This window comes from Aurantimonas sp. Leaf443 (genome assembly GCF_001425575.1).
GTDB lineage: Bacteria > Pseudomonadota > Alphaproteobacteria > Rhizobiales > Rhizobiaceae > Leaf443.
On record NZ_LMRD01000009.1, the window covers coordinates 105812 to 131925 of the forward strand.

The window sequence follows — 26114 nt, forward strand, 5'->3', positions numbered from 1 at the left end:
GAGAGAGGAAGGCGAAAGCCGCCTCGTTCGGTTCAGCGCTTGTCCACCGCGACATAGTCGCGCGAGGGAGCGCCCGTATAGAGCTGGCGCGGACGGCCGATGCGCTGATGAGGATCCTCGATCATCTCCTTCCACTGTGCGATCCAGCCGACGGTGCGGGCGATGGCGAAGAGGACGGTGAACATCGTGGTCGGGAAGCCGAGCGCCTTCAGCGTGATGCCCGAGTAGAAGTCCACGTTGGGATAGAGCTTCTTGTCAATGAAATACTGGTCGTGCAACGCGATATGCTCGAGCTCCATCGCCACTTCAAGCAGCGGATCGTCCTTGATGCCGAGTTCGTCGAGCACCTCGTGACAGGTCTGCTGCATGATCTTGGCGCGCGGGTCGTAGTTCTTGTAGACCCGGTGACCGAAGCCCATGAGGCGGAACGGATCGTTCTTGTCCTTGGCGCGGGCGATGAACTCGGGAATCCGGTCCTTCGTACCGATCTCCGTCAGCATGTTCAGTGCCGCCTCGTTGGCGCCGCCATGCGCCGGTCCCCAGAGGCAGGCGATGCCGGCCGCGATGCAGGCGAAGGGGTTCGCGCCCGAGGACCCGGCGAGGCGCACGGTCGAGGTCGAGGCGTTCTGCTCGTGATCGGCATGGAGGATGAAGATCCGGTCCATCGCCTTGGCCAGGACAGGATTGATCTTGTACGGCTCGCAGGGCACCGCGAAGCACATATGCAGGAAGTTCTCGGCGTAGGTCAGCTCGTTGCGCGGATACACGAAGGGCTGGCCGACATGGTACTTGTAGGCCATGGCCGCGATGGTCGGCATCTTCGCGATCATGCGCAGGCTCGCCACCATGCGCTGGTGCGGGTCCGCGATGTCCGTCGAGTCGTGGTAGAAGGCCGAGAGCGCGCCGACCACGCCGACCATGACGGCCATCGGATGCGCGTCGCGGCGGAAGCCGGTGAAGAAGCGGCTCATCTGCTCGTGGACCATCGTGTGCCGCGTCACGCGGTAGACGAAGTCCTCGTATTCGCGCGCCGTCGGCAGTTCGCCGTAGAGCAGGAGGTAGCAGGTCTCGAGATAGTCGCCCTTCTCAGCCAGCTGGTCGATCGGGTAGCCGCGATGGAGCAGCACGCCCTCGTCGCCGTCGATATAGGTGATCTTCGATTCGCAGGATGCCGTCGACGAGAAACCGGGGTCGTAGGTGAAGAGACCGGTGTCCTTGTACAGGGCGGAGATGTCGACCACCTCGGGGCCGATCGTACCAGTGCGTCGCGCCAAGGCGGCGGTTTTGTCGTTGAACGTCAGTTTCGCCGACTCATCGGACATGCAGGGCCCCTTCTTCAAAAGCTGCGGTAGGCCGTACCATTTCGCAGCGCACAAGGTTTGCTCGATCTGCCTACTCCAAAGCCCGAAGCGGAACAAGTTTCGGCCGCAAAGGCATTCCGCGATGCGAAAATGCCGCTGCGACCTGACGGTCAGGCCGCCTGATCGCCGAGCCGCGCCAGCGCTTCCTCGCGTCCCAGAACCTCCAGAACGTCGAAGACGCCGGGCGATGTGGCCCGGCCGGTGAGGGCGGCGCGAAGCGGCTGCGCCGCCTTGCCGAGCTTGAGACCCTTCTCTTCCGCGAAGGCGCGGACGACGGACTCGAGCGTCGGCGCGTCCCAGCTTCCGGCGGCCGAAAGTCGCGGCAGGAGTTCGGCGACGACCGTCCGGCCATCCGCGTCGAGGAGCGCGGCGGCCTTCTCGTCGAGCACGAGCGGGCGGGGCGCGAAGAGATAGGCCGCGCTTTCGCAGAGCTCGACCAAGGTGCGCGCGCGCTCTTTCAGACCGGGCATCGCCGCGAGGAGCCGTTCGCGCACCGTGGCGTCGTCGGCGCCCTTCAGGATCTGGCCGTTCGGCAGATGGTCGCGCTCGACCATCAGGCGCTCGACGAGATCGGCGCTCTGCGCACCCCGGATCCAGTGGCCGCTGACGGCTTCGAGCTTGGCGAAGTCGAACCGTGCGGCGCCCTTGTTCACGTCCTCGATCTCGAACCAGGAGACCATGTCGGCGGTGGACATGATCTCGTCGTCGCCATGGCTCCAGCCGAGTCGGGCGAGATAGTTGCGCAGCGCCTCCGGCATGTAGCCCATCGCGCGATAGGCCTCGACCCCGAGCGCGCCGTGGCGCTTGGAGAGCTTGGCGCCGTCCGCCCCGTGGATGAGCGGGATATGGGCCATCACCGGCACGTCCCAGCCCATCGCGTCGTAGATCAGCGTCTGGCGTCCGGCATTGGTCAGGTGATCGTCGCCGCGGATGATGTGGGTGACGCCCATGTCGTGATCGTCGACGACCACGGCATGCATGTAGGTGGGCGTTCCGTCCGAGCGCAGGAGGATGAAATCGTCGAGATCCTTGTTCGGGAAGCGCACGTCGCCCTGCACGCGGTCTCGCACCAGCGTCTCGCCGTCCTGCGGAGCCTTGATGCGGATCACTGGCCTGACGCCCTCCGGCGCCTCCGAGGGATCGCGGTCGCGCCAGCGGCCGTCGTAGCGGGGCGGGCGCTTCTCGGCCTTGGCCGTCTCGCGCATCTCCTCCAGTTCGGCCTGCGAGGCGTAGCAGTAGTAGGCGCGTCCGCGCGCGACGAGCTCCTCGGCGACCTCGCGATGGCGCGCGACGCGCGAGAACTGCGAGACCGGCGGCTCGTCCGCCGAGAGACCGAGCCAGTCCAGCCCTTCGATGATGGCGGTGACCGCCGCCTCGGTGGAGCGCTCGCGATCGGTGTCCTCGATGCGCAGCAGCATCTTGCCGCCGGTGTGGCGGGCATAGAGCCAGTTGAAGAGGGCGGTGCGGGCGCCGCCGATATGGAGATAGCCGGTGGGCGAGGGCGCAAAGCGCGTGACGACGCTCTTCGTCATTATGGGCGTCCTTTTGAGAGGCGCGAAAGGCCGCTCCAGGCGGCGTCGCTTTCCGAGCGCGGGTGTGTAGCATAGGCGGGCAGAGACACAAGGTGACGGACCGGCCGCGGCGATGACCACGGGAGCCGCGAAGACTGCGACGACCGCGCGCCGCTGGCCGGCCTGGCGCCTGCCCGGCCGCGCCTGGCTCGTGCGCCCGGGCGAGGACGCAAGGGCCTGGTTCCACCGGCAGTTCGAACGGGAGGCGAGCGCCCGCAGCGCCTTCCACCTCGTGCCCCTCGGTCTGGCGGCCGGGGCCGCGCTCGTCTACGGCGCGGGCTGGCGCCCCGGCCTTGCCGCCGTCTCTCTCGCCGCGCTTCTGTTTCTCTGTCTTTCGGCGCTCTGCCGCCCGCGCCCCGCCTTCGCCAACGGCCTCCTCGCCGCCGGCTTCTGTCTGGCCGGCGGCGCGCTCGCCACGCAGGAACTCGCGCGCGCCGCGACCACGATCTTTTCCGGCGAGGCCACCGTCCGCATCGAGGGCCGGGTCCTGTGGCGCGACCGCGACGAGGGAAACCGATTCCGGTATCTCATCGCCATCGAGCGAACCGAGCGCCCGGTCCTCTCGCGTCCGCCGGAAACCGCCCGCGTCGTCGTTTCGAGCCGGCACGCGCCGCTCGATCCCGGCGCGACCTATGCCGGCCTCGTGCGCCTTCGCGCGCCGGCCGGTCCCGCCTATCCCGGCGCGCACGATTTCGCCTTCGCGCCCTTCTTCGGCGGCCCGGGCGCCTACGGGTTCAGCCTCGGCGCGCCGGAGCCGCGAGAGGCGAGGCCGCCGGCAGGCCTGTCGGACCGGATCTGGTTCGCCCTCGCGACAATACGCATCGCCATGACCCAACGCATCGCCGAGACGATCGGCGGGCCATCCGGGGCGATCGCCGCGGCACTCGTCACCGGCGAGCGCGCCGGCATCCCCGAGGAGGTGGAGGAATGGCTGCGCGGCACGGGGCTCGCCCATGTCCTCTCGATCTCGGGGCTCCATATGGCGCTCGTCGCCGGGTTCGCGATGACGCTGACGCGCGCGCTGCTCGGTCTGTCCACCGCTCTCGCGCTGCGCTGGCCGCTGAAGAAGATCGCGGCGCTCGTGGCGCTCGGCATCGCGACCTTCTACCTCCTGATCTCAGGCGGGAACGTCGCGACGACGCGCTCCTACGTGATGCTGGCGGTGATGCTGACCGCCGTCCTGTTCGATCGCCCGGCCGTCACGCTGCGCAACCTGTCCATCGGGGCGATCGTCGTTCTTCTCTACCAGCCGCATTCGGTGATGACGGCGAGCTTCCAGATGAGCTTCGCCGCCACGGCCGCACTCGTCGGTCTCTATACCGCGCTGGCCCGCAGCCTCGCCGAACGGCGCCGCAGGCGCGGCGAGGAGAAGGCCGGCCGCCTTCGGCACGGCTGGCGCGTCGTCGCGGGGGCGGCCTTCGCCTCCCTCCTGGCGGCCGCGGCCACCGGGCCCTACGGCGCGTACCATTTCCAGACGCTGAACCCTTACGGGTTCGTCGCCAACGTCCTGACCATGCCGCTCTTCGGCCTGTGGATCATGCCGCTCGCGCTGCTCTCGGCGGTGGCCATGCCCTTCGGCCTCGATGGGCCGCTGCTCGTCCTCATGGGCTGGGGTCTCGACGGCGTGCTCCTCGTGGCCGAAGGGCTCTATCCCTGGCTCCCTTCGACGCCGGTGGGGCTGACGAGCGCGGCGGGCCTCCTTCTCCTGACGGCCGCCATTCTCGCGGCCTCGCTTCTCGTCAGCGGGCTGCGCTGGATTGCCCTGCCCCTGGCGCTTGCAGGGCTCGCCGTGGCACCCCAGGGCGGCGTGCGCCCGTCGCTCCTCATCTTCGAGGACGGCAAGGAGATCGCCGTCCTCCAGGCGGACGGCGCGCTCGCCTATCTCAAGCCCCGCCCGAGCCGCTTCGTGGCCGATCAATGGCAGCGCGCCTATGGCGGAGGCATGATGGCGCGGGGTGGACCGCTGCGGACGATCGAGCGCGACGACTGCGCGGGCGGCATCTGCCGCTTCGCGACGCAGGACGGGCTGCGCATCGCCTGGACGGACGAGTTCGAGGGCTGGAGTCGCGCCTGCGACGGCTCGGACGTCGCAATCGTCGCCCGCGCCCTGCGTCCGGCGCGCTGCCCGTCGGGCGCGCTTCTCGTCACGCTTCGAACCCTCAGGCGCACGGGATCGCTCGCGATCTCGCGCGATGCCGAAACGGGCCGCGTCACGACCGAGAGCTCGATCGGCGTCGAGCCGAACGAGTGGAACCGGCACCGCCTCGCGCGCTGGCCGGAATTCTGGCGCAAACCGGTGGACGACGCTTCAGCGGCGAAGGACGCGCCGCGCGCGACATCGCCGGGGGAAGCAAGCGCCGCCGCACCGGACGAAACGCGACCGTAGAGGGCGGATGGAACCGACGGGAAGCGCGAAAACCGCAATACGATCGGACTTTGGACTGTCGATCCAACCGACACTCGAGATCATGCCCGCCAACTCTCCGCCGACGGTCGCGAGCAGACACCGTCAGGCCCGATGCGGTATTCGGAAGAAAGCCGACCACCCGCCGCGCCGCCCTAGGCCGACGCGCTCCTTACAGCGACGAAGGCAGCCGACGGCCGTCCGCTCAGTACCGGCGGATCAGCCCGACGAGCTTGCCCTGGACCTTCACCCGATCCGCGCCGAAGATCCGCGTCTCGTAGGCCGGGTTGGCCGCCTCCAGCGCGATCGTGTCGCCGCGGCGTCGGAAGCGCTTGAGCGTCGCTTCCTCCTCGTCCACCAGGGCCACAACGATCTCGCCGGGAATGGCCGTCTCGGTCTTGCGGATCACCACGGTGTCGCCGTCGAGAATGCCGGCCTCGACCATCGAATCGCCCTTCACCTCCAGCGCGAAGTGCTCGCCGGTTCCGATCATCTCCGGCGGCACGGCGATGGAATGGGTGTTGTTCTGGATCGCGGCGATGGGCACGCCGGCGGCGATGCGGCCCATGACGGGAATGCTGAAGCCACCGGCGGGCGCGACGGCCGGCGTGCGGCCGAGCCTGGAGCCGCTCTCGGCCGTCTCCCGCGCCATGCCGCGACTGCCCTCGATGACGCTCGGCGTGAACCCGACCCGCTCCTTCGGGGCCGCGCGGGGCCCTGCCGCCGATTCGGGCAGTTTCAGGATTTCAAGCGCGCGGGCGCGGTTGGGAAGCCGGCGAATGAAGCCGCGTTCCTCGAGCGCCGTGATGAGGCGGTGAATGCCGGATTTGCTCTTGAGATCGAGCGCGTCCTTCATCTCGTCGAAGGACGGCGGCACCCCCGTCTCGGTGAGCCGGGCGCTGATATAGGTCAGAAGGTCGTGCTGCTTGCGCGTCAGCATCGAGGCGCCTCCGATTCGAAAAACAAAACCTGAACATGAGTATCTGTTCCGTTTGTGTTCCGCAAGCGAGGCGTCGTCTCAGTCGAGGACGACGTAGCGGCAGGGGCTTCCGGCGGGCGCCGGCGGCGCATGGGGCTCGCGCAGGAGAAGCGCATCCGCCCGGGCATAGATCGAGAGCAGCGAGGAATCCTGCCGGTCGAGCGGCGTCACGCGCGGCGCGCGGCCCGCCTCGCGCGACAGGCGGGCGCGGATGAAGTCGGCGCGCATGTCGTTGGCCGGCATATCGGCGCCGAGGACGCCCTCCAGCGCGAAGGGCCGTTCCGGCAGGCCGGCGAGCCGGCGCACGAGGGGCCCGAGGAAGAGCGTCGCGGCGACCATGCTGGAGGCCGGATTGCCCGGCAGGCCGACGAGCCGCATGGCGCCGAGACTGCCGGCCATCAGCGGCTTGCCCGGCCGCATCGCCACTTTCCAGAAGTCGAGCGCGACGCATTTCTCGGCGAAGACCGCCGCGACGAGATCCCGGTCGCCGACGGAGGCGCCGCCGATCGTGACGAGGATGTCGACCTCCTCGGCCAGCGCGCGATCGACCCGCGCGCCGATCTCGTCGCGCTCGTCGCGCGCGATGCCGTAATCGAGCGCCCGACCGCCATGGGCCTCCACGAGGGCGGCGACGCCGAACGTGTTGGAGGCGACGATCTGCGAGGGCCCGAGCGGTTCGCCGGGCAGGACGAGCTCGTCTCCCGTCGCCAGGATCGCGACGCGCGGTCGCGCGAGGATGGAGAGGGACGGATGCCCGCCGCTGGCGGCCAGCGCGATGGGGCCGGGGCCCATCACCGTCCCGCTTTCCACGAGACGATCGCCCTCCCGGAAATCGACGCCCGCCGGTCGGATGTGGCGCCCGGCGGAGACAGGCTCCAGCGCGCGCACGAGATCCCCGTCGAGGCGCTCGGCATTTTCCTGGATGAGGATCGCGTCCGCGCCGTCCGGCACCGGGGCGCCGGTGAAGATGCGCACGGTCTCGCCGGGCGCGAGCGCGCCCGCGAAGGCCGCGCCCGCCACCGATTCGCCGATCAGCCGGAGCGGCGCGGCGTCGGGGCCGAGATCGGCGCTGCGCACGGCGTAACCGTCCATCGCCGAGGCGTCGAAGGCCGGCTGCGTGCGCCGCGCGTGGAGATCGCCCCGAAGCACGCGGCCGAAGGCCTCGCGCAGCGGCGCCGTCTCGACGCGCGGCAGCGGCGCGGCGCCCGAGACGAGGCGCCGATACGCCTCCTCGACCGGCATCAGGCTCATCGGACCGACCAGTCGCCCGAGCGCCCGCCGGATTTTTCCAGGAGGCGGATGCCGGTGATCGTCATGGAACGGTCGACCGCCTTGGCCATGTCGTAGATCGTCAGGCACGCGACGGAGACGGCGGTGAGCGCCTCCATCTCCACGCCCGTGCGGCCCGAAACGCGGGCCGTCGCCGTCACGCGCAGGCCGGGCAGGGCGGGCTCGGCCTCGATCTCGACGCCGATCTTGTCGAGGAGAAGCGGATGGCAGAGCGGAATCAGCTCGTGCGTGCGCTTGGCGGCCATGATGCCGGCGATGCGCGCGACGGCGACGACGTCGCCCTTCTTCGCGCTGCCGGACGAGATCAGGGACAGCGTTTCCGCGGCCATCATCACCAGCCCTTCGGCCGTGGCGATGCGCCGGGTCTCGTCCTTGTCGCCGACGTCGACCATCGAGGCCGCGCCGGTCGCGTCGAGATGGGTGAGGCGGGTTTCGCGGGAGTCGCTCATGCCGGCAGATCCGGTCGCGGGGCTCCGAGGAGGACGCGCGTGGCGGACTCCACATCCTCCTGCCGCATCAGGCTCTCGCCGACGAGGAAGGTGGAAATGCCGCGGTCGGCAAGGCGAAGGCAGTCGGCATGGGTGAAGATGCCGCTTTCGCCGACGAGGATGCGGTCCTGCGGCACGAGAGCGGCGAGGCGCTCGGCGGTCGAAAGGCTCGTCTCGAAGGTGCGCAGGTTGCGGTTGTTGATGCCGATCAGCGGCGTCTTCAACCGCAGGGCACGCTCGGTCTCCGCCTCGTCGTGCACCTCGACGAGAACGTCCATCCCGTAGCGCAAGGCCGCATCCTCGAGTTCGGCCGCGAGCGCGTCGTCGACGCTCGCCATGATGATCAGGATGGCGTCGCCGCCCCAGGCCCGCGCCTCCGCCACCTGGTAGGGATCGAAGAGGAAGTCCTTGCGCAGGGCCGGCAGCGATGTCGCGGCCCTGGCGGCGATCAGGAAGCCCGGTTCGCCCTGGAAGGAGGGCGTGTCGGTGAGGACGGAGAGGCAGGTCGCCCCGCCGCGCTCATAGGCGGCGGCAAGCGCCGGCGGATCGAAGTCCTCGCGGATGAGGCCCTTGGACGGGCTCGCCTTCTTCACCTCGGCGATCAGCGCGAACCCTCCGGCTTCGATCCGGCGGCGGATGGCGGCGGCGAAGCCGCGCGGCGGCTCGCCCGCGGCGATCGCGCCTTCCAGCGCGGAGAGCGGAACGCCGGCCTTGGCCGCGGCGATCTCCTCGCGCTTGTAGGTCTCGATGCTCTTCAGAATGTCGCTCACGCGCGCTCCTTCACGATCCGCCCCGAAAGGGCCTGGAGGCGGGCGAGCACATCGGCGGCCGCGCCGCCGTCGATCGAGGCCGCCGCGCGTTCGACGCCCTCGGCCAGCGTCGGCACGAGCCCGGCCATCGCCAGCGTTCCGGCGGCATTCAAGAGGACGATGTCGCGATAGGCGTTGCGCGCGCCGGCCAGAACCTCGCGCAGCGCGACAGCGTTCTCGGCCGCCTCGCCACCCTTCAGCGCCTCGAGCGGCCAGCGCCTGAGGCCGACATCCTCCGGCGCCACGCTCAAGCGCGCGATGGTGCCCTGCGCCAGCGAGACGATCTCGGTCGGTCCCGTCACCGTCATCTCGTCGAGACCCTCGCCATGGACGACGAAGGCGCGCTCGGTGCCGAGCGCGCGAAGCGTCTCGGCCAGCGGCTCCAGCCATTGCGGCGCGAACACGCCGAGAAGGATGCGCTGCACGCCCGCCGGGTTGGCCATGGGCCCGAGAAGGTTGAAGATGGTGCGCGTGCCCAGCTCCACCCGGCTCGGCCCCACGAAGCGCATGGCGGCGTGGTGGGAGGGGGCGAACATGAAGCCGATGCCGGCCTCGCCGATGCAGCGCGAGATTTCGGAAGGCGTCAGTTCCACCTCGATGCCGAGCGCCGTCAGGACGTCGGCGGCGCCGGAGCGGGACGAGAGGGCGCGGTTGCCGTGCTTGGCGACCGGCACGCCGCAGCCGGCGACGACGAAGGCGGTACAGGTGGAGATGTTGTAGGTGCCGGCATGGTCGCCGCCGGTGCCCACGATGTCCACCGCTTCGGCCGGTGCCGACACGCGCAGCATCGAGGCGCGCATCACCGAGACGGCGCCCGCCATCTCGTCGACGCTCTCGCCGCGCACCCGCAGCGCCATGAGGAAGCCGCCGATCTGCGCCGGCGTCGCCTCGCCGGTCATCATCACGCGGAAGGCGTCCTCGGTCTCGGCGCGGTCGAGCGCGGCGCCGGTGGCGACCTTGGCGAGAAAGGGCTTGAGGCTCGGGCTCACCGGACGTTCGCCTTGGCCTGTTCGAGCGCGGCGCTGTCGACGGAGACGGAGGCGTCGGCCCGCAGCGTCGCGACATAGCCGTCGAGAAGATCGTCGCGCAGCGCGTCGGCGAGGCCCCGCGCCTGATCGGCGGGCACGCTCGCCATCGGATCGGCCGGCGCGATGACGTCGACGACCTTCATGAGGAGCCGCTCGCCCGGCTGCGGGCCGGCCGCCGTCGAGACCGTGCCGACGCCGCCCGCAAAGGCCGTCGCGGCCGCCGCCTGGCCGAGGTCGCCGGAGGCGCTCTGCCGCGTCACGGCATTGGCGGTCTCCTTCGTGGCGCCGATCGAGGCCGCGAGCGCCTCGAGCGTCTGGCCGGACCTGGCCGCCGTCTCCAACTCGCCCATGCGGGCGGTCAGGAGGCGCTCGCCTTCCTCGCGCTTCCAGTCCTCGACGACCCGCGGGCGGATCTCGTCCAGCGTGCGCTCGCGCGCCGTGTCGATCTTCGTCACGTCGTAGAAGACATAGGCGTTCGAGCCGATGTTGACGGCCGGGTTGTCGAAGCCCGGCTCGGCCTGGAAGGCGCCTTCGATCACCTCCTGCGCGCCGGGCAGATCCGCCACGGGCTGGCCTTCCGGCGTCTGTCCCTTCTGATCGACCGCCGAGACGGACTTGACGACGAGACCGTTGGCGTTCGCGGCGTCGGCGAGCGTCGCGCCGCCGGCACGGGCGTCCTCGAAGGCGGTGAAGACGCTCGCCGCCGCGTCGCTGGCGGCTGCCAGCGCGAGTTCGTTGCGCAGCTCGTCGCGCACCTCCGACAGCGGGCGCACCGCCTCCGGCTGGATCTCGGCGATCCGCAGGATGACCGGGCCGAACGCGCCGTCCACGACGCCCGACACGCCGTTCGGCGGCAGGGTGAAGGCGGCGTCCGCGATCTTCGCGTCGGGGATCTGGCTGCGCGCGACGAGGCCGAGATCGGTGTCGGCGAGCGAGCGGCCCGCCTCGCGGGCGACGTCCTCGAAGCTCGTGCCCGCCTTCAGCTTCGCATCGGCCGCCGTCGCCGCGGCGGCGTCGGCGAACACGATCTGCTGCACGCGGCGGCGCTCCGGCGTGGTGAAGCGTGCGGCACTGCGCTGGTAGTCGGCGGCAATCTCCTCCTCGCCGATCGACTTCGGATCGCTCAGCGTTTCCGGAGAGAGGACGACATAGTCGATGCTGCGATATTCGGGCGCGGCGTAGCGGCTGGCCTTGCCCTCGAAATAGGCCTTCAGAACATCCTCGGACGGGTCGGCGACCGGGGGCAGGGCACTGGCCGACACGCGCACGAAGTCCACCGTGCGGCGCTCGCCGGCATAGAGGCCGAGCGCCGTCCGGAAGGCCTGCGGCAGGGCCGCGCTCTGCCCGATCGTATCGACGATCTGCGTGCGCTTGGCGGCCTGCTCGCGGTTGCGGATGAAGGTCGTCTCGTTGAGGCGCGCATTGGCCAGCGTCTGGCTGAACAGCGTTCGCGAGAAAGTGCCGCTGGCGTCGTGGAAGGTCGGATCGTCGGCGATGAGGCGCGCGAGCCGCTCCTGCGACAGGCCGAGACCGAGATCGCGCGCCTCCTCGTCGAGAAGCGCGCCGGAGACGAGCTGGCTCAGGATCGCCTGGTCGTAGCCGAACATCTCCATCTCTTCGGCCGTCGGGCGCCGCTGCAGCTGCTGGCCGAGCCGCGACTGGGCCTGGAGATAGGCCAGAGCATAGTCCTGCGGCGTCACCTTGGTAGAGCCGACGGTGATGACGTCGCCGGTGCCGCGAGAGGTCAGCGCGTCGCCGATGCCCCAGACGACGAAGCTGATGCCGAGAAGTCCCAGGAGGCCCTTCGCCACCCAGCCCGACGTCGCGCCGCGGAGCTTGTTGAGCATGTCCGTCTCCCGATCCGCCGTCCGGCGGTGCCGCCGTCTGGCAGGCCGGGAAGGCATGAAAGTGTCGCCGCCGCTGGGGGCTGCGGCGAATGCGTGCTTCTTCTAGGAGACAGGGGCGTTCGCGCGCAAGCTGGGCAAGCGATTGATTTCGCCGCGCGGCGCCGCTAGGTCCGTGGCGGACCGATGGACCGTTGGAGACCTTTGCGACGATGCGCCCCAAGCCCCTGATCGCCGGCAACTGGAAGATGAACGGGACGCGGGCCTCGCTCGCCGAACTCAAGGCCGTGGCCGAGGCCGCAGGCGGTCTCGGGGCCAGGCTCGACCTTCTGCTGTGCCCGCCGGCGACGCTCCTGGCGGCCGCGGTCGAGGCTGCGGACGGCCGCATCGCGGTCGGCGCGCAGGACTGCCATGGCGCGGAGAGCGGCGCGCATACGGGCGACGTCAGCGCCGCGATGATCGCCGATTGCGGCGCCGGATACGTCATCGTCGGCCATTCCGAACGCCGCGCCGACCATGGCGAGAGCGACGCGCTGGTGCGGGCCAAGGCGCAGGCCGCGCGTGCCGCCGGCCTCGTGTCGATCGTCTGCGTCGGCGAGACCGAGGCCGAGCGCGTCGACGGCACGACGCTCGACGTCCTCGGCGCGCAGATCGACGGGTCGCTTTCCGACGATGTCACGGGGGCCGACACCGTCGTCGCCTACGAGCCGGTCTGGGCGATCGGCACGGGCAAGACGCCGACCGCGGCCGACGTGAAGGAGGTGCACGACTTCCTGCGCGGGCGCCTCGCCGAGCGGTTCGGCATGGACGCCGCCGCCTCGTTCCGTCTCCTTTATGGCGGTTCGGTGAAGCCCGCCAACGCGGCCGAGCTTCTGGGCGTCGACAATGTCGACGGCGCGCTTGTCGGAGGCGCGAGCCTCAAGGCGGCCGATTTTCTGGGCATCGCCCGCGCCTGTCCGGCGCGCGGCTGACGCCTTCGCGGGCCCGGCCGCCCGGCCGCTCGCCCGCCATCGACGCGAAAGCGGTTGGAAAGCGGGCCGAGCTTCTATAGAAGGCGCGCAAATCCCCTTGCCGTTTCCGCGTTGTATCGTCCATGCTGCAAACCATTCTCATCGTCATCCACCTGATGATCGTCCTGGCGCTCGTCGTGGTCGTGCTGCTGCAGCGCTCCGAAGGCGGCGCGCTCGGCATGGGCGGCGGAGGCGGCGGCCTGATGACGGCGCGCGGCGCGGCGAACGTCCTGACGCGCACGACCGGCTTCCTGGCGGCGGGCTTCTTCATCACCTCGCTGGCGCTCGGCCTCCTCGCCCGCTACGGCGGCCAGCCCGGCGACATCTTCGATCGCCTGCCCGCCTCGCAGACGGAAGGCTCGACGACCGGCACGGGCGCCGGCGGCAGCCTGCTCGACCAGCTGGGCGGCCTGCCCGGCGAGAGCGGCGGCGTTCCGGCCGGCGAGGGCGTTCCGGCCGGCGGCGGTTCCACCGACGCCGCGCCCGTGACGGCGCCGGCCGCGCCCGCGACGACGGGCGTGCCGACCGGCGCGAGCGAGCCGACGGTGCCGGCCGTCACCACCACGCCGCCCGCCGAGATTCCGGCGAACCCGGCGCCGCAGTCGCCGGCCGCAAGCGACGCGCCGACCGTGCCGCCCGTCGAGGCGCCGCCGGTCACCGCCGACCCGGCCGCGACGGACGCCGCGCCCGCAGACACGACGGCGCCCGCCGCCGGCACGCCGACCGGCGCCGGCCAGCCGTAAGCGCCGCCCGAGGCATCAGCGCGAGACCAGCGGGGCGCTCAACGGCGCCCCGCTTCCTTTTGCGGCCAGGAAATGTCACTGGCCGAATCGAGACCCCCGAGCTATCGAGGACCCCCATGGCGCGTTACATCTTCATCACCGGCGGCGTGGTCTCATCCCTCGGAAAAGGCATCGCGTCCTCCGCCCTGGGCGCTCTCCTGCAGGCCCGCGGCTACCGCGTGCGGCTTCGCAAGCTCGATCCCTATCTGAACGTCGATCCCGGCACGATGAGCCCGACGCAGCACGGCGAGGTCTTCGTGACCGACGACGGCGCGGAGACGGATCTCGATCTCGGCCATTACGAGCGCTTCACCGGCCGTTCCGCGAACCGGATGGACAATGTCACGACGGGGCGGATCTACCAGGAGATCATCGCCAAGGAGCGCCGCGGCGACTATCTCGGCGCCACCGTGCAGGTGATCCCGCACGTGACCGACGCGATCAAGGCCTTCGTCCTCGACGGCAACGAGGAATACGACTTCGTCCTCTGCGAGATCGGCGGCACGGTCGGCGACATCGAGGCCATGCCGTTCATGGAGGCCATCCGCCAGCTCGGCAACGACCTGCCGCGGGGCGGCGCCGTCTACATCCACCTGACGCTGATGCCCTACATCCCCTCGGCGGGCGAGCTGAAGACCAAGCCGACGCAGCACTCGGTCCGCGAGCTGCGCGCCATCGGCATCCAGCCCGACATCCTCCTCGTGCGCGCCGATCGCGAGATCCCCGTCGAGGAACGGCGCAAGCTCAGCCTGTTCTGCAACGTGCGCCAGTCCGCCGTCATCCAGGCGCTCGATGTCGCCACGATCTACGACGTGCCGATCGCCTATCACAAGGAAGGGCTCGACACCGAGGTCCTGGCGGCCTTCGGCATCGATCCCGCGCCCAAGCCCAAGCTCCAGCGCTGGCAGCAGGTGGTCGATTCGATCCGCAATCCCGAAGGCGAGGTCACGATCGCGATCGTGGGCAAGTATACGGGCCTGAAGGACGCCTACAAATCGCTGATCGAGGCGCTGCAGCACGGCGGCATCGCCAACCGCGTGCGCGTGAAGCTCGACTGGATCGCGTCCGAGATCTTCGAGGAGGAGGATCCGGCGCCCTATCTCGAGCGCGTCGACGGCATTCTCGTGCCCGGCGGTTTCGGCGAACGCGGCTCGGAGGGCAAGATCCACGCCGCGCGCTTCGCGCGCGAGCGCAAGGTGCCGTATTTCGGCATCTGCTTCGGCATGCAGATGGCCGTCATCGAGGCGGCCCGCTCTCTGGCCGGCATCGAGGCGGCGAGTTCGTCCGAGTTCGGTCCGACGCAGGAGCCGGTCGTCGGCCTGATGACGGAATGGCTGAAGGGCAACGAGCTGGAGACGCGCGCCGCCGCCGGCGATCTCGGCGGCACGATGCGGCTCGGCGCCTACAAGGCGACGCTCAAGCCCCAGTCGAAGATCGCCGCGATCTACGGCAGTTCCGAGATCGAGGAGCGCCATCGCCACCGCTACGAGGTGAACCGCGCCTATCGCGAGGCCCTGGAGAGCGCCGGCATGGACTTCGCCGGCATGTCGCCGGACGGTCTCCTGCCGGAGACGGTGGAACTCGCCGACCATCCCTGGTTCATCGGCGTGCAGTATCACCCGGAGCTGAAGAGCCGGCCCTTCGAGCCGCATCCGCTCTTCGCAAGCTTCATCGCCGCCGCGATGGAGCGTTCGCGCCTCGTCTGATGGGGCCGGGCTTGCGAAATCGCACGCCCCGTTCCAAACCGGGCCCATGACGACCCCGCCGCGCGCGCTCGACCATCTGGTGCTTCCCTTCGCGGATCTCCGCTCCGCGCGGGAGGTCCTGTCGTCTCTCGGCTTCCTCGTCGCGCCGGACGCGCAGCATCCGTTCGGCACCGGCAATGCCTGCGTGTTCCTCGAGAGCGGCCCCTATCTGGAGCCTCTGGCCATCGCGGATGCCGACGCCTATCGCGCGGCGCTCGGGATCAATCCCTTCGTCGAACGCGACGAGGCCGTCCGGCGTGCCAGGGCGCTTCCCGCCCTCTCGGCGCTGGCGCTCGCCAGCGACGACGCCGAGTCCGACCTGCGGCGCATGACGGATGCGCATCGCGCCGATCCGAGACTGGTCGCGTTCTCGCGCAGCTTCGAGGCTGCCGGCGGCGCCCGGAAGGACCTGTCCTTCCGCCTCGCCTTCGCGCAGGGCGTGACCGACCCTGCGCTCTTCTTCTGCCAGCCGCTGCACGAGGATGCCCCGGACCGTTCCGCGCTGATCCGCCACGCGAACGGCGCACGGCGGCTCGAGCGCATCGTCGTCGCGCAGAGGCAGGGTTCGGACCTCTTCGGCGCCTTGGCCGCCGTGCTCGGCACGGACGCGCCTCCGGCCGGCGCGACGCTGGAGACCGCGCCGCCCGCGCAGTTCGTCGCCGAGTTCGGCACGTTTGCCGCCTGCGCCCTGATCTTTGCCGTCCACGACCCATCGCAGCCGGACGGATCGCCGGCCGAGGCCTTCGACGGCGCCCGGGGTCGCCTGCGCGTGGCCGCGCTTTCCTCCTCCCTTCTCATCGCCTTTCAGGACATGCCGACGTGACCTCTCCCAACGCCACCGTCCGCGCCCGCGGCGTCGCCTTCTCCAATGCCGCGCCCTTCGCGCTGATCGCCGGCCCCTGCCAGATGGAGAGCCGAGACCACGCGATGATGATCGCCGAGCGGATGAAGCGGCTGACGGCGGATCTGGGCATCGGCTACGTCTTCAAGGCGAGCTTCGACAAGGCCAACCGCACGAGCCTTTCGGGCAAGCGCGGCATCGGCCTAGCCGAGGCGCTGCCCGTCTTCGAGGAGGTGGCCCGGACCTTCGACCTTCCCGTCCTGACCGACGTCCATACCGAGGAGCAGTGCCGCGAGGTCGGCGCCGTCTGCGACATCCTGCAGATCCCGGCCTTCCTCTGCCGGCAGACCGATCTCCTGATCGCCGCGGCCCGGACGGGCCGGGTGGTGAACGTGAAGAAGGGCCAGTTCCTGGCGCCCTGGGACATGCGCAACGTGCTCGCCAAGGTCACCGAGAGCGGCAATGCCGACGTGCTCCTCACCGAGCGCGGCGCCTCCTTCGGCTACAACACGCTCGTCTCCGACTTCCGCGCGCTTCCGATCATGGCCGAGACCGGCGCCCCCGTCGTCTTCGACGCGACCCATTCCGTGCAGCAGCCGGGCGGGCAGGGCGGCTCCTCCGGCGGCGAGCGCCGCTTCGTCGAGACGCTGGCGCGCGCGGCCGTCTCGGTCGGCGTCGCCGGCCTCTTCATCGAGACGCACGAAGATCCCGACAACGCGCCCTCCGACGGGCCGAACATGGTGCCGCTCGACGCCATGGGAGACCTCCTGAAACGGCTCAAGGCCCTCGACGACGTCGCCAAGTCGTTCTGAGGCGCTTTCCGCCTGCCGCGCCGGTTCACGCCGGGCGGCCAATCCTCTATGGACGCAGCGACAGCTCTAAAACCTGGAAGGGCACCATGACAGCGATCATCGACATCATCGGCCGCGAGATTCTCGACAGCCGCGGCAACCCGACCGTCGAGGTCGACGTCGTCCTCGAAGACGGCTCGATGGGCCGCGCCGCCGTTCCCTCGGGCGCCTCGACCGGCGCCCATGAGGCGGTGGAACTGCGCGACGGCGATGCCCGCTATCTCGGCAAGGGCGTGCGCAAGGCGGTCGAGGCGGTGAACACCGAGATCGTCGAGGAACTCGCGGGCCTCGAGGCCGAGGACCAGCTGCGCATCGACCGCACGCTCCGCGATCTGGACGGCACGCCCAACAAGAGCCGGCTCGGCGCCAACGCCATTCTCGGCGTCTCGCTCGCCGTCGCCAAGGCCGCGGCCGACGCCAGCGGCCTGCCGCTCTACCGCTATGTCGGCGGCGCCTCGGCGCATCTGCTGCCCGTTCCGATGATGAACATCATCAACGGCGGCGCCCATGCCGACAATCCGATCGACTTCCAGGAATTCATGATCATGCCGGTGGGCGCCGAGCGCTTCTCCGACGCGCTGCGCATGGGGGCCGAGGTCTTCCACAGCCTCAAGAAGATGCTGAAGGATGCCGGCCACAACACCAATGTCGGCGACGAGGGCGGCTTCGCGCCCAATCTCGGCTCGGCCCGCGAAGGGCTCGACTTCGTGATGAAGGCGATCGAGAAGGCCGGCTACAAGCCGGGCGAGGATATGTATCTCGCGCTCGACTGCGCCTCGACCGAGTTCTTCAAGGGCGGCATCTACGATCTGGAAGGCGAGGGCCGCAAGCTCTCGGGCAACGACATGGCCGCCTATCTCGGCGAACTGGCCGGCGCCTATCCGATCATCTCGATCGAGGACGGCATGGCCGAGGACGACTGGGCCGGCTGGAAGGCGCTCACGGACGGCATCGGCGCCACCTGCCAGCTCGTCGGCGACGACCTCTTCGTCACCAACTCGGTGCGCCTGCGCGAGGGTATCGAGAAGAAGGTCGCGAACTCGATCCTCGTCAAGGTCAACCAGATCGGCTCCCTCTCCGAGACGCTCGACGCCGTCAGCGTGGCGCATCGCGCCGGCTACACGGCGGTGATGTCGCACCGCTCCGGCGAGACCGAGGATTCGACGATCGCCGATCTCGCCGTCGCCACCAATTGCGGACAGATCAAGACCGGCTCGCTCGCCCGTTCGGACCGGCTCGCCAAGTACAACCAGCTCCTGCGCATCGAGGAAGAGCTCGGCGACCAGGCCGCCTATGCCGGCCGCTCCATCCTGCGCGGTCGCGCCTGACCGAACCAACGTGGCGAGATGAACGGGGCCGGGCGGATCGCACGATCCGCCCGGCCTTTTGCCGTTCTACAGCCGCCAGCCGAGCGCGGACGTGACGCCGCCGACACGGTTTACGCGCCCTTAACGTGCGTTGGTCAGGATGGTGCGACAGGAGTCGCCATGCGCACCATCCAGAAACGTCGATCCCGATTCGGATTTCTCATCGTTCCCGCCATTACCGGCGTGTTCCTGACCTATTTCGCGGTCCAGGTTCAGGGCGGGCGCTACGGAACGCTGGCCAAGGACGATCTCGCGCGCACCCTGGCCGAGCGCTCGGCCGAGCAGGAACGCCTCACGACCCAGCGCCAGAAGCTCGAGCAACGCGTGCAGCTTCTCCACGACGGTTCGCTGGAGCGCGACATGATCGACGAACGCACGCGCCGCGCGCTCAACCTGGGCGCGCCGGACGAGGTGGTGATTCTCCGCTAGCGAGACATCCGCGCGCGTGCCACGATACGGGCACGCAGGGTCGCCGGACAAAACAGGCCGGGACCCAGGCCGACAGGGTCGAAAGCGCGTAAACCGAAATTCGGTTCAATAGATAAAATCGATTGAGTAAACCGAAATCGCGTTAAACTGTCGGGGGCGGCTTGAATGCGGTTTTGGCCCGTTTATACTCGCCTCCAAAAATAGGGCCGTGCACCAGCGGTTCAATCCCGGGAGGCAGCAGATGGCCGCGAAGCCACAGAAGTCGTCCGACGCGAAGGCGTCGGGCTCAACTTCGGACATCGTCCGCACCCTCGAGCATTTCGATCCTCCGGCGCCCGCCTCCTTCTCCAAGGACGAGGACGTGCGCGCCTACAAGGACATGCTCCTGATCCGCCGCTTCGAGGAGAAGGCCGGCCAGCTCTACGGCATGGGCTTCATCGGCGGTTTCTGCCACCTCTATATCGGCCAGGAAGCCGTCGTCGTCGGCATGCAGATGGCGCTGAAGGACGGCGACCAGGTCGTCACCGGCTACCGCGACCACGGCCACATGCTCGCCACCGGGATGGAGGCGCGCGGCGTGATGGCCGAGCTCACCGGGCGCCGCAGCGGCTATTCGCGCGGCAAGGGTGGCTCCATGCATATGTTCTCCAAGGAGAAGAAGTTCTACGGCGGCCACGGCATCGTCGGGGCGCAGGTCTCGATCGGCACCGGCCTCGCCTTCGCCAACCGGTACAACGGCACGGACAACGTCGCCGTGACCTATTTCGGTGACGGCGCGGCGAACCAGGGCCAGGTCTACGAGAGCTTCAACATGGCCTCGCTGTGGAAGCTGCCGGTCATCTACATCATCGAGAACAACCGCTACGCCATGGGCACGTCCGTCAACCGCGCCTCCGCCGAGACGAACTTCGCCCATCGCGGCATTTCCTTCAAGATTCCGGGCATCCAGGTGGACGGCATGGACGTGCGCGCGGTGAAGGCTGCCGGCGATCTCGCCGTCGAGCATTGCCGCAAGGGCGACGGGCCGATCATCCTGGAGATGATGACCTACCGCTACCGCGGCCATTCCATGTCCGATCCGGCCAAGTACCGCTCGCGCGACGAAGTGCAGAAGATGCGCTCGGAGTCCGATCCGATCGAGCAGGTGAAGCGCCGTCTCCTGGAAGACCATCAGATGTCCGAGGACGATCTGAAGGAATTCGACAAGGCCGTGCGCGAGATCGTCGCCGACTCCGCCGACTTCGCCCAGAACGATCCCGAGCCCGATGCGTCCGAACTCTGGACCGACATCTATGCGGACGATGTCCCGCAGGCGGCAGAGTAAGGAACGAGCACGAGATGGCGACCGAGATTCTGATGCCCGCCCTGTCTCCCACGATGGAGGAGGGCACGCTTTCGAAATGGGTGAAGCAGGAGGGCGACGCCGTCGCCCCCGGCGACGTGATCGCGGAGATCGAGACCGATAAGGCCACGATGGAAGTCGAGGCGATCGACGAGGGCAAGATCGGCAAGATCCTCGTGGCCGCCGGGACCGAGGGCGTGAAGGTCAACACGCCGATCGCGATCCTGATCGCCGACGGCGAGAGCGCCGACGACGCTGTGTCCGCGCCCAGGCAGGACGCGAAGCCCCAGGCGAACGGCGGCGAGCCGGCCTCCGAGGCCGGGCCCACGCCGGTGCCGGCACAGGCGAAGGCGCCGCAGGGCATGAGCCATCCCGACGTCGAGGATGCTGACGGCGAGACGCCGGACGTGCCCGAAGGCACCGAGATGGTCACGCAGACCGTGCGCGAGGCGCTGCGCGACGCGATGGCGGAAGAGCTGCGCCGCGACGAAGCCGTCTTCGTGATGGGCGAGGAGGTCGCCGAGTACCAGGGCGCCTACAAGATCACGCAAGGTCTGCTCGACGAGTTCGGTCCCCGCCGCGTCGTCGACACGCCGATCACCGAGCACGGTTTTGCCGGTCTCGGCGTCGGGGCCGCCTTCGCCGGCCTGAAGCCGATCGTCGAGTTCATGACGTTCAACTTCGCCATGCAGGCGATCGACCAGATCATCAACTCGGCCGCCAAGACGCTCTACATGGCCGGCGGCCAGATGGGCTGCCCGATCGTGTTCCGCGGCCCCAACGGCGCGGCCGCGCGTGTCGGCGCCCAGCACAGCCAGGACTATGCCGCCTGGTACGGCCACATTCCCGGCCTCAAGGTCGTGCAGCCCTTCACGGCCGCCGACGCCAAGGGCCTCCTGAAATCGGCGATCCGCGATCCGAACCCGGTCGTCTTCCTCGAGAACGAGATTCTCTACGGTCATTCGTTCGAGGTGCCCAAGCTCGACGACTGGACGGTGCCGATCGGCAAGGCGCGCGTCCATCGCAAGGGCAAGGACGTCACCATCGTCTCCTTCTCCATCGGCATGACCTACGCCATCAAGGCGGCGGAGGAACTGGCGAAGGACGGGATCGAGGCCGAGATCATCGATCTGCGCACCATCCGCCCGCTCGACATCGAGACGGTGGTGAAGTCGGTCAAGAAGACCAACCGCTGCGTGACGGTCGAGGAAGGCTGGCCGCAGAGCTCGATCGGCTCGCATATCGCGTCCGAGCTCATGGTCCGCGCCTTCGATCATCTCGACGCGCCGGTGCTCAAGGTCTGCGGCAAGGACGTGCCGATGCCTTACGCCGCCAATCTCGAGAAGCTGGCGCTGCCCTCCGTCAAGGAGGTCATCGATGCGGTCAAAGCCGTCTGCTACCGGAGCTGAGATCGTGACCGGCGACGCCGACATCGCGGAAGGGGGCGGGGAGATGCTCGTCCTCGTCCAGCATGTCGAGGCCTCGCCGGCCGATGTCTGGGACTGCTTCACCCACCCGGACTGTTTCAAGGCCTGGTGGCGCGAGGATGCCGAGTTCGACGCGGCGCCCGACGGGCGCTTCCGGGCCCCGTGGGCCGGGCGCGCCGGGCGGGACGGTCTCGCGGAGGCGCAGGTCGTCGCCTACCATCCGCCCCACGGGCTGGTGATGGTCTGGGCGAACGAAGACTGGAGTTTCGACACGGTCGTGTCGATCTCGATCGAGCCGGACCGGACCGGCTCCTTGGTCACGCTGGAACACCAGGGCTGGCAGGCCGCGCCGGAACCGGACCGCGCGACCCTCCTTCTCGACCATCGTGAGGGCTGGACGGCGCATCTCGCCCAACTCGCCCATCATGCAAAAGAACACGACGCCCGGCGAAAGGGCCATTAGGAGACGCTCCCGGATGCCGATCAACGTCACGATGCCCGCCCTTTCCCCGACCATGGAGGAGGGAAACCTCGCCAAGTGGCTCGTCAAGGAAGGCGACAAGGTTTCCGCCGGCGACATCATCGCCGAGATCGAAACCGACAAGGCGACGATGGAAGTCGAGGCCGTGGACGAGGGCACGGTCGCCAAGATCGTCGTGCCCGCCGGCACCGAGGGCGTGAAGGTCAACGCGGTGATCGCGGTTCTGGCCGCCGAGGGCGAGGATGCGTCCTCGGCCTCGGCCCCGAAGGCCGACGCATCGGCCGCACCCGCCGCCGACAAGGGCGCGGTCAAGGCGGACCCGAAGGCCGACAATGCCGTGGTGGGCACGGCCGACGAGGCGCGTGATCCCGAGATGCGCGGCGACCAGCGCGCGACCGGCGGTGCTTCGGCCTCGTCCTCCAGGCCCGAGGGCGGCCGCGTCTTCGCATCGCCGCTGGCGCGCCGCGTCGCGAAGGAGGCGGGCGTCGATCTGTCGGACGTGACGGGCTCCGGCCCGAACGGACGCATCGTGCGCGCGGATGTCGAGAAGGCAGCCGCCGGCGGCGCGACCCGCAAGGCGGCGCCCGCTGAGGCGCCCAAGGCCGAGGCTCCCAAGGCGGCTCCCGAGGCCAAGGCCGAGGCGGCCGCGCCGGTCGCCAAGGCCGCGAGCGACGCGTCCATCCTCAAGCTCTTCGAGGACGGCTCCTTCGAGCAGGTGCCCCATGACGGCATGCGCAAGACGATCGCCAAGCGCCTCGTCGAGTCCAAGCAGACCGTGCCGCATTTCTACCTCTCGCTCGACTGTGAGCTCGACGCGCTTCTCGCCCTGCGCAAGGACCTGAACGCCGCCGCTCCGATGGTGAAGACCGCGAAGGGCGACGCGCCGGCCTACAAGCTGTCGGTCAACGACATGGTCATCAAGGCGATGGCCCTGGCGCTGAAGGCCGTGCCGGAGGCGAATGTCTCCTGGACCGAAGCGGCTATGCTCAAGCACAAGCATGCCGATGTCGGCGTCGCGGTGTCGATCGACGGCGGGCTCATCACGCCGATCATCCGCCGCGCGGAGGAGAAGACGCTGTCGACCATCTCCAACGAGATGAAGGATCTCGCCAAGCGCGCCCGCTCGCGCAAGCTCAAGCCGCAGGAATATCAGGGCGGGACGACGGCCGTCTCCAATCTCGGCATGTTCGGAATCAAGGACTTCTCGGCCGTCATCAACCCGCCGCATGCCACGATCCTGGCGGTCGGCGCGGGCGAGGAGCGCGCCGTGGTGAAGAACGGCGCGGTGACCGTCGCGACGGTGATGACCGTGACGCTCTCGACCGACCATCGCGCGGTGGACGGAGCGCTCGGCGCGGAGCTCATCTCCGCCTTCAAGCGCTTCATCGAGAGCCCCATGTCGATGCTGGTCTGAGCGCCCCGATGAAGACGGTCTTGTGCTACGGCGACTCGCTGACCTGGGGTTACGATGCCGAAACCGGCCTGCGGCACGCCTTCGAGGACCGCTGGCCGAACGTTCTGGCAAAAGGCCTGGGCGCGTCGGTCTGCGTCGTGGCGGACGGACTGAACGGGCGCACCACGGTCTATGACGATCACTCGGTGCCGGCCGAACGCAACGGGGCCAAGACGCTGCCCACGGCGCTGACCACCCATCAGCCGCTCGATCTCGTCGTCTTCCTTCTGGGAACCAACGACCTGAAACGGGCGACGGGGGGCGGACGGTGCTTCGAGGCGCGGCTCGGCATGGAGCGGCTGGTCGAGATCGTGCTGCAATTCCCCTATCAGCGCGGTTACGCCGTGCCGAAGATCCTGATCGTCTGCCCGCCGCATTTCAGGGAGACGGACGATCGCGACGCCCGGCTGCTGCTCGTGGATCACGGTCTGGAAGAGTCGCAGAAGTTCGCCGCCGCCTATGCGATGGTGGCCGAAGAATACGAGTGCCACCACTTCGACGCGGCCGAGATCTGCGAGACGACGCCGCTCGACGGTTTCCATCTCGACGCCACGAACACGCGCCGCCTCGGCGAGGCGCTCGTTCCCGTGGTGAAGGACGTCCTCGCCGACTGAGAGCCGCGTTGCGCGCCCGGCGTCGTTGCGCTCGGCGTTCACCCCTTGGAATCACGAAGGGCCGACCATGGCTGACACCTACGACATCCTGATCATCGGCGGTGGACCCGGCGGCTACGTCGCAGCCATCCGCGCCGCGCAGCTGGGCTTCAAGACGGCCGTCGTGGAGCGCGAGCATCTGGGCGGCATCTGCCTGAACTGGGGCTGCATCCCGACCAAGGCGCTGCTGCGCTCGGCCGAGATCTTCCACTATGCCGAGCACGCCAAGAACTACGGCTTGAAGATCGAGAAGCCGAGCTTCGACATGGCCGAGGTCGTCAAGCGCTCGCGCGGCGTCTCCGCGCAGCTCAACGGCGGCGTCGGATTCCTCATGAAGAAGAACAAGATCGACGTCATCTGGGGCGAGGCGAAGATCGCCAAGGCCGGGAAGGGCGCGCCGGTCGAGGTCTCGGTCGGCAAGATGCAGAAGCCGGTGGTCGAGCCGCAGAACCCGGTCCCCAAGGGCGTCCTGGGCGAGGGCACCTACAAGGCCAAGCACGTGATCGTCGCCACCGGCGCGCGCCCGCGCGTCCTGCCGGGCATCGAGCCGGACGGCGATCGCATCTGGACCTATTTCGAGGCGATGAAGCCGCAATCCATGCCCAAGTCCCTCATCGTGATGGGTTCGGGCGCGATCGGCATCGAATTCGCCTCCTTCTACCGCACGATGGGCGCGGAGGTGACCGTCGTCGAGCTCCTGCCGCAGATCATGCCTGTCGAGGACGCCGAGATCGCGGCCGTCGCCCGCAAGCAGTTCGAGAAACAGGGTCTGAAGATCCTGACGGACGCCAAGGTGTCGAAGGTGACGAAGTCGGGTTCCGGCGTCGAGGTCACCGTGGAGACCAAGGACGGCAAGTCGCAGGTCCTGAGCGCGGAGCGGCTGATCTCGGCCGTCGGCGTCCAGGGCAATACGGAGGGGCTGAACCTCGAGGGCGTCGGCGTGGCGATCGAGCGCGGCATCGTCAAGATCGACGAGTACGGGCGGACGAATGTCGAGGGCATCTACGCCATCGGCGACGTGGCCGGCCCGCCGATGCTCGCCCACAAGGCCGAGCACGAAGGCACGATCTGCGTGGAGGCCATCAAGGGCCTGCATCCCCATCCCATGGCCAAGACCCAGATTCCCGGCTGCACCTACTGCCAGCCGCAGGTGGCGAGCGTCGGCCTGACCGAGGCCAAGGCCAAGGAAGCCGGCCGCGAGGTCAAGGTCGGGCGCTTCAAGTTCCAGGGCAACGGCAAGGCGATCGCCCTCGGCGAGCCCGAAGGTCTCGTCAAGACGATCTTCGACGCCAAGACGGGCGAACTCCTGGGCGCCCATATGGTGGGTGCGGAGGTCACCGAGCTGATCCAGGGCTTCGTCATCGCCATGGGCCTGGAGACGACGGAGGAGGAGCTGATGCACACGGTGTTCCCGCATCCGACCCTTTCGGAAATGATGCACGAGAGCGTTCTCGATGCCTATGGCCGCGTCATCCATATGTAGGATCGGGCCCGTCCGGCCTGATCGCGGAGGATGACCCGAAGGGCCGCTGCACGCCGGTGCAGCGGCCCTTTCGCTTGTTCCCTCCCGGCGCCGAAAAAGAATCACGCTGTTCTTCAGATAAACGTCCCGCGACATCTTGCCCGCCGGGAGCTTTGACCAATTTCCCGAAACAGCATTGGTGCTTCAAGGAGAGTGGACATGGAAACCAACGGCGTGGGCTGGCTCGCGGCCATCATCATCGGTGGTATCGCCGGCTGGCTGGCAGAACAGTTCATGAAGTCCGACATGGGACTTCTGATGAACATCATTCTCGGCATCGTCGGCGCCGTCGTGCTGAACGCGATTCTCGCCGCGCTCGCGCCGGGCCTGATCGGCGCCGGCTGGATCGCCTACCTCATCACCGGCTTCATCGGTGCATGCCTGCTGATCGCAATTTTCCGCGCTTTCCGCGGCCGTCGCGTCTAAGCGACGATTGC

Annotated in this window: 23 protein-coding genes; 15 read left to right on the forward strand and 8 right to left on the reverse strand. The window is 69.0% G+C overall.

Going from position 1 to position 26114, the window contains the following annotated elements; all coding sequences use genetic code 11:
- Positions 1-32: 32 nt before the first annotated feature.
- Positions 33-1322: a citrate synthase gene (gene gltA / locus ASG48_RS14010; RefSeq protein ID WP_055850975.1), complete on the reverse strand. Its 1290-nt coding sequence runs from the start codon at positions 1320-1322 to the stop codon at positions 33-35.
- 149 nt (positions 1323-1471) lie between these two features.
- Positions 1472-2893, reverse strand: a complete 1422-nt coding sequence (gene gltX / locus ASG48_RS14015) for a glutamate--tRNA ligase (protein ID WP_055850977.1) — start codon at positions 2891-2893, stop codon at positions 1472-1474.
- Positions 2894-3005: 112 nt separating this feature from the next.
- On the opposite strand from gltX, the gene ASG48_RS14020 reads away from it, so the two are divergent.
- Positions 3006-5318 carry a ComEC/Rec2 family competence protein gene (locus tag ASG48_RS14020; RefSeq protein WP_055850980.1) on the forward strand — a complete coding sequence of 771 codons (2313 nt, stop codon included), beginning with the start codon at positions 3006-3008 and terminating at the stop codon, positions 5316-5318.
- A gap of 223 nt (positions 5319-5541) precedes the next feature.
- On the opposite strand, the gene lexA is transcribed toward ASG48_RS14020, so the two are convergent.
- From lexA to ASG48_RS14050, 6 genes are all read right to left on the reverse strand, one after another.
- Complete coding sequence (lexA, locus tag ASG48_RS14025; protein WP_055850982.1) at positions 5542-6276, reverse strand: transcriptional repressor LexA; 735 nt, start codon at positions 6274-6276, stop codon at positions 5542-5544.
- A gap of 78 nt (positions 6277-6354) precedes the next feature.
- Positions 6355-7566, reverse strand: a complete 1212-nt coding sequence (gene glp / locus ASG48_RS14030; RefSeq protein WP_055850985.1) for a gephyrin-like molybdotransferase Glp — start codon at positions 7564-7566, stop codon at positions 6355-6357.
- Positions 7563-8054 carry a cyclic pyranopterin monophosphate synthase MoaC gene (moaC, locus tag ASG48_RS14035; protein ID WP_055850987.1) on the reverse strand — a complete coding sequence of 164 codons (492 nt, stop codon included), beginning with the start codon at positions 8052-8054 and terminating at the stop codon, positions 7563-7565. Before moaC ends, glp begins: the two co-directional genes overlap by 4 nt.
- Entirely contained in the window at positions 8051-8863 is an 813-nt protein-coding gene (gene trpC / locus ASG48_RS14040; protein WP_055850989.1) for an indole-3-glycerol phosphate synthase TrpC, read from the reverse strand. The genes moaC and trpC overlap by 4 nt, the downstream gene beginning before the upstream one ends.
- The gene (gene trpD / locus ASG48_RS14045) at positions 8860-9891 is read right to left on the reverse strand and encodes an anthranilate phosphoribosyltransferase (RefSeq protein WP_055850992.1); all 1032 of its coding nucleotides are present in this window, start codon (positions 9889-9891) and stop codon (positions 8860-8862) included. Before trpD ends, trpC begins: the two co-directional genes overlap by 4 nt.
- The gene (locus ASG48_RS14050) at positions 9888-11777 is read right to left on the reverse strand and encodes a peptidylprolyl isomerase (protein ID WP_055850995.1); all 1890 of its coding nucleotides are present in this window, start codon (positions 11775-11777) and stop codon (positions 9888-9890) included. The genes trpD and ASG48_RS14050 overlap by 4 nt, the downstream gene beginning before the upstream one ends.
- Before the next feature lie 209 nt (positions 11778-11986).
- On the opposite strand from ASG48_RS14050, the gene tpiA reads away from it, so the two are divergent.
- From tpiA to ASG48_RS14120, 14 genes are all read left to right on the forward strand, one after another.
- Positions 11987-12745 (forward strand): triose-phosphate isomerase, encoded by a 759-nt coding sequence (tpiA, locus tag ASG48_RS14055; protein ID WP_055851357.1) that lies wholly within the window; start codon positions 11987-11989, stop codon positions 12743-12745.
- A gap of 125 nt (positions 12746-12870) precedes the next feature.
- Complete coding sequence (gene secG, locus ASG48_RS14060) at positions 12871-13527, forward strand: preprotein translocase subunit SecG (RefSeq protein WP_055851360.1); 657 nt, start codon at positions 12871-12873, stop codon at positions 13525-13527.
- A gap of 116 nt (positions 13528-13643) precedes the next feature.
- Positions 13644-15272 (forward strand): CTP synthase, encoded by a 1629-nt coding sequence (locus tag ASG48_RS14065; RefSeq protein WP_055850998.1) that lies wholly within the window; start codon positions 13644-13646, stop codon positions 15270-15272.
- 46 nt (positions 15273-15318) lie between these two features.
- On the forward strand, positions 15319-16134 hold the full coding sequence (locus ASG48_RS14070; protein ID WP_055851001.1) for a VOC family protein: 816 nt from the start codon (positions 15319-15321) through the stop codon (positions 16132-16134).
- Complete coding sequence (gene kdsA / locus ASG48_RS14075) at positions 16131-16964, forward strand: 3-deoxy-8-phosphooctulonate synthase (protein ID WP_055851004.1); 834 nt, start codon at positions 16131-16133, stop codon at positions 16962-16964. Before ASG48_RS14070 ends, kdsA begins: the two co-directional genes overlap by 4 nt.
- Before the next feature lie 86 nt (positions 16965-17050).
- Positions 17051-18331, forward strand: a complete 1281-nt coding sequence (eno, locus tag ASG48_RS14080; protein ID WP_055851008.1) for a phosphopyruvate hydratase — start codon at positions 17051-17053, stop codon at positions 18329-18331.
- Between the two features lie 159 nt (positions 18332-18490).
- Complete coding sequence (locus ASG48_RS14085; RefSeq protein ID WP_055851012.1) at positions 18491-18799, forward strand: septum formation initiator family protein; 309 nt, start codon at positions 18491-18493, stop codon at positions 18797-18799.
- Between the two features lie 241 nt (positions 18800-19040).
- Complete coding sequence (gene pdhA / locus ASG48_RS14090; protein WP_055851014.1) at positions 19041-20123, forward strand: pyruvate dehydrogenase (acetyl-transferring) E1 component subunit alpha; 1083 nt, start codon at positions 19041-19043, stop codon at positions 20121-20123.
- Positions 20124-20137: 14 nt separating this feature from the next.
- The gene (locus ASG48_RS14095) at positions 20138-21550 is read left to right on the forward strand and encodes a pyruvate dehydrogenase complex E1 component subunit beta (protein ID WP_055851020.1); all 1413 of its coding nucleotides are present in this window, start codon (positions 20138-20140) and stop codon (positions 21548-21550) included.
- A 4-nt stretch (positions 21551-21554) separates the two neighbouring features.
- Positions 21555-22031: an SRPBCC domain-containing protein gene (locus ASG48_RS14100; protein WP_055851022.1), complete on the forward strand. Its 477-nt coding sequence runs from the start codon at positions 21555-21557 to the stop codon at positions 22029-22031.
- Between the two features lie 13 nt (positions 22032-22044).
- Positions 22045-23463, forward strand: coding sequence for a pyruvate dehydrogenase complex dihydrolipoamide acetyltransferase (locus ASG48_RS14105; protein ID WP_055851025.1), 1419 nt, complete (start codon positions 22045-22047; stop codon positions 23461-23463).
- 8 nt (positions 23464-23471) lie between these two features.
- Positions 23472-24116, forward strand: a complete 645-nt coding sequence (locus tag ASG48_RS14110) for an SGNH/GDSL hydrolase family protein (RefSeq protein ID WP_055851028.1) — start codon at positions 23472-23474, stop codon at positions 24114-24116.
- A gap of 67 nt (positions 24117-24183) precedes the next feature.
- The gene (gene lpdA / locus ASG48_RS14115) at positions 24184-25638 is read left to right on the forward strand and encodes a dihydrolipoyl dehydrogenase (RefSeq protein WP_055851031.1); all 1455 of its coding nucleotides are present in this window, start codon (positions 24184-24186) and stop codon (positions 25636-25638) included.
- Between the two features lie 198 nt (positions 25639-25836).
- A complete protein-coding gene (locus tag ASG48_RS14120; protein ID WP_055851033.1) occupies positions 25837-26103 on the forward strand; it encodes a GlsB/YeaQ/YmgE family stress response membrane protein in 267 nt (88 codons plus the stop codon).
- Positions 26104-26114: the final 11 nt, after the last annotated feature.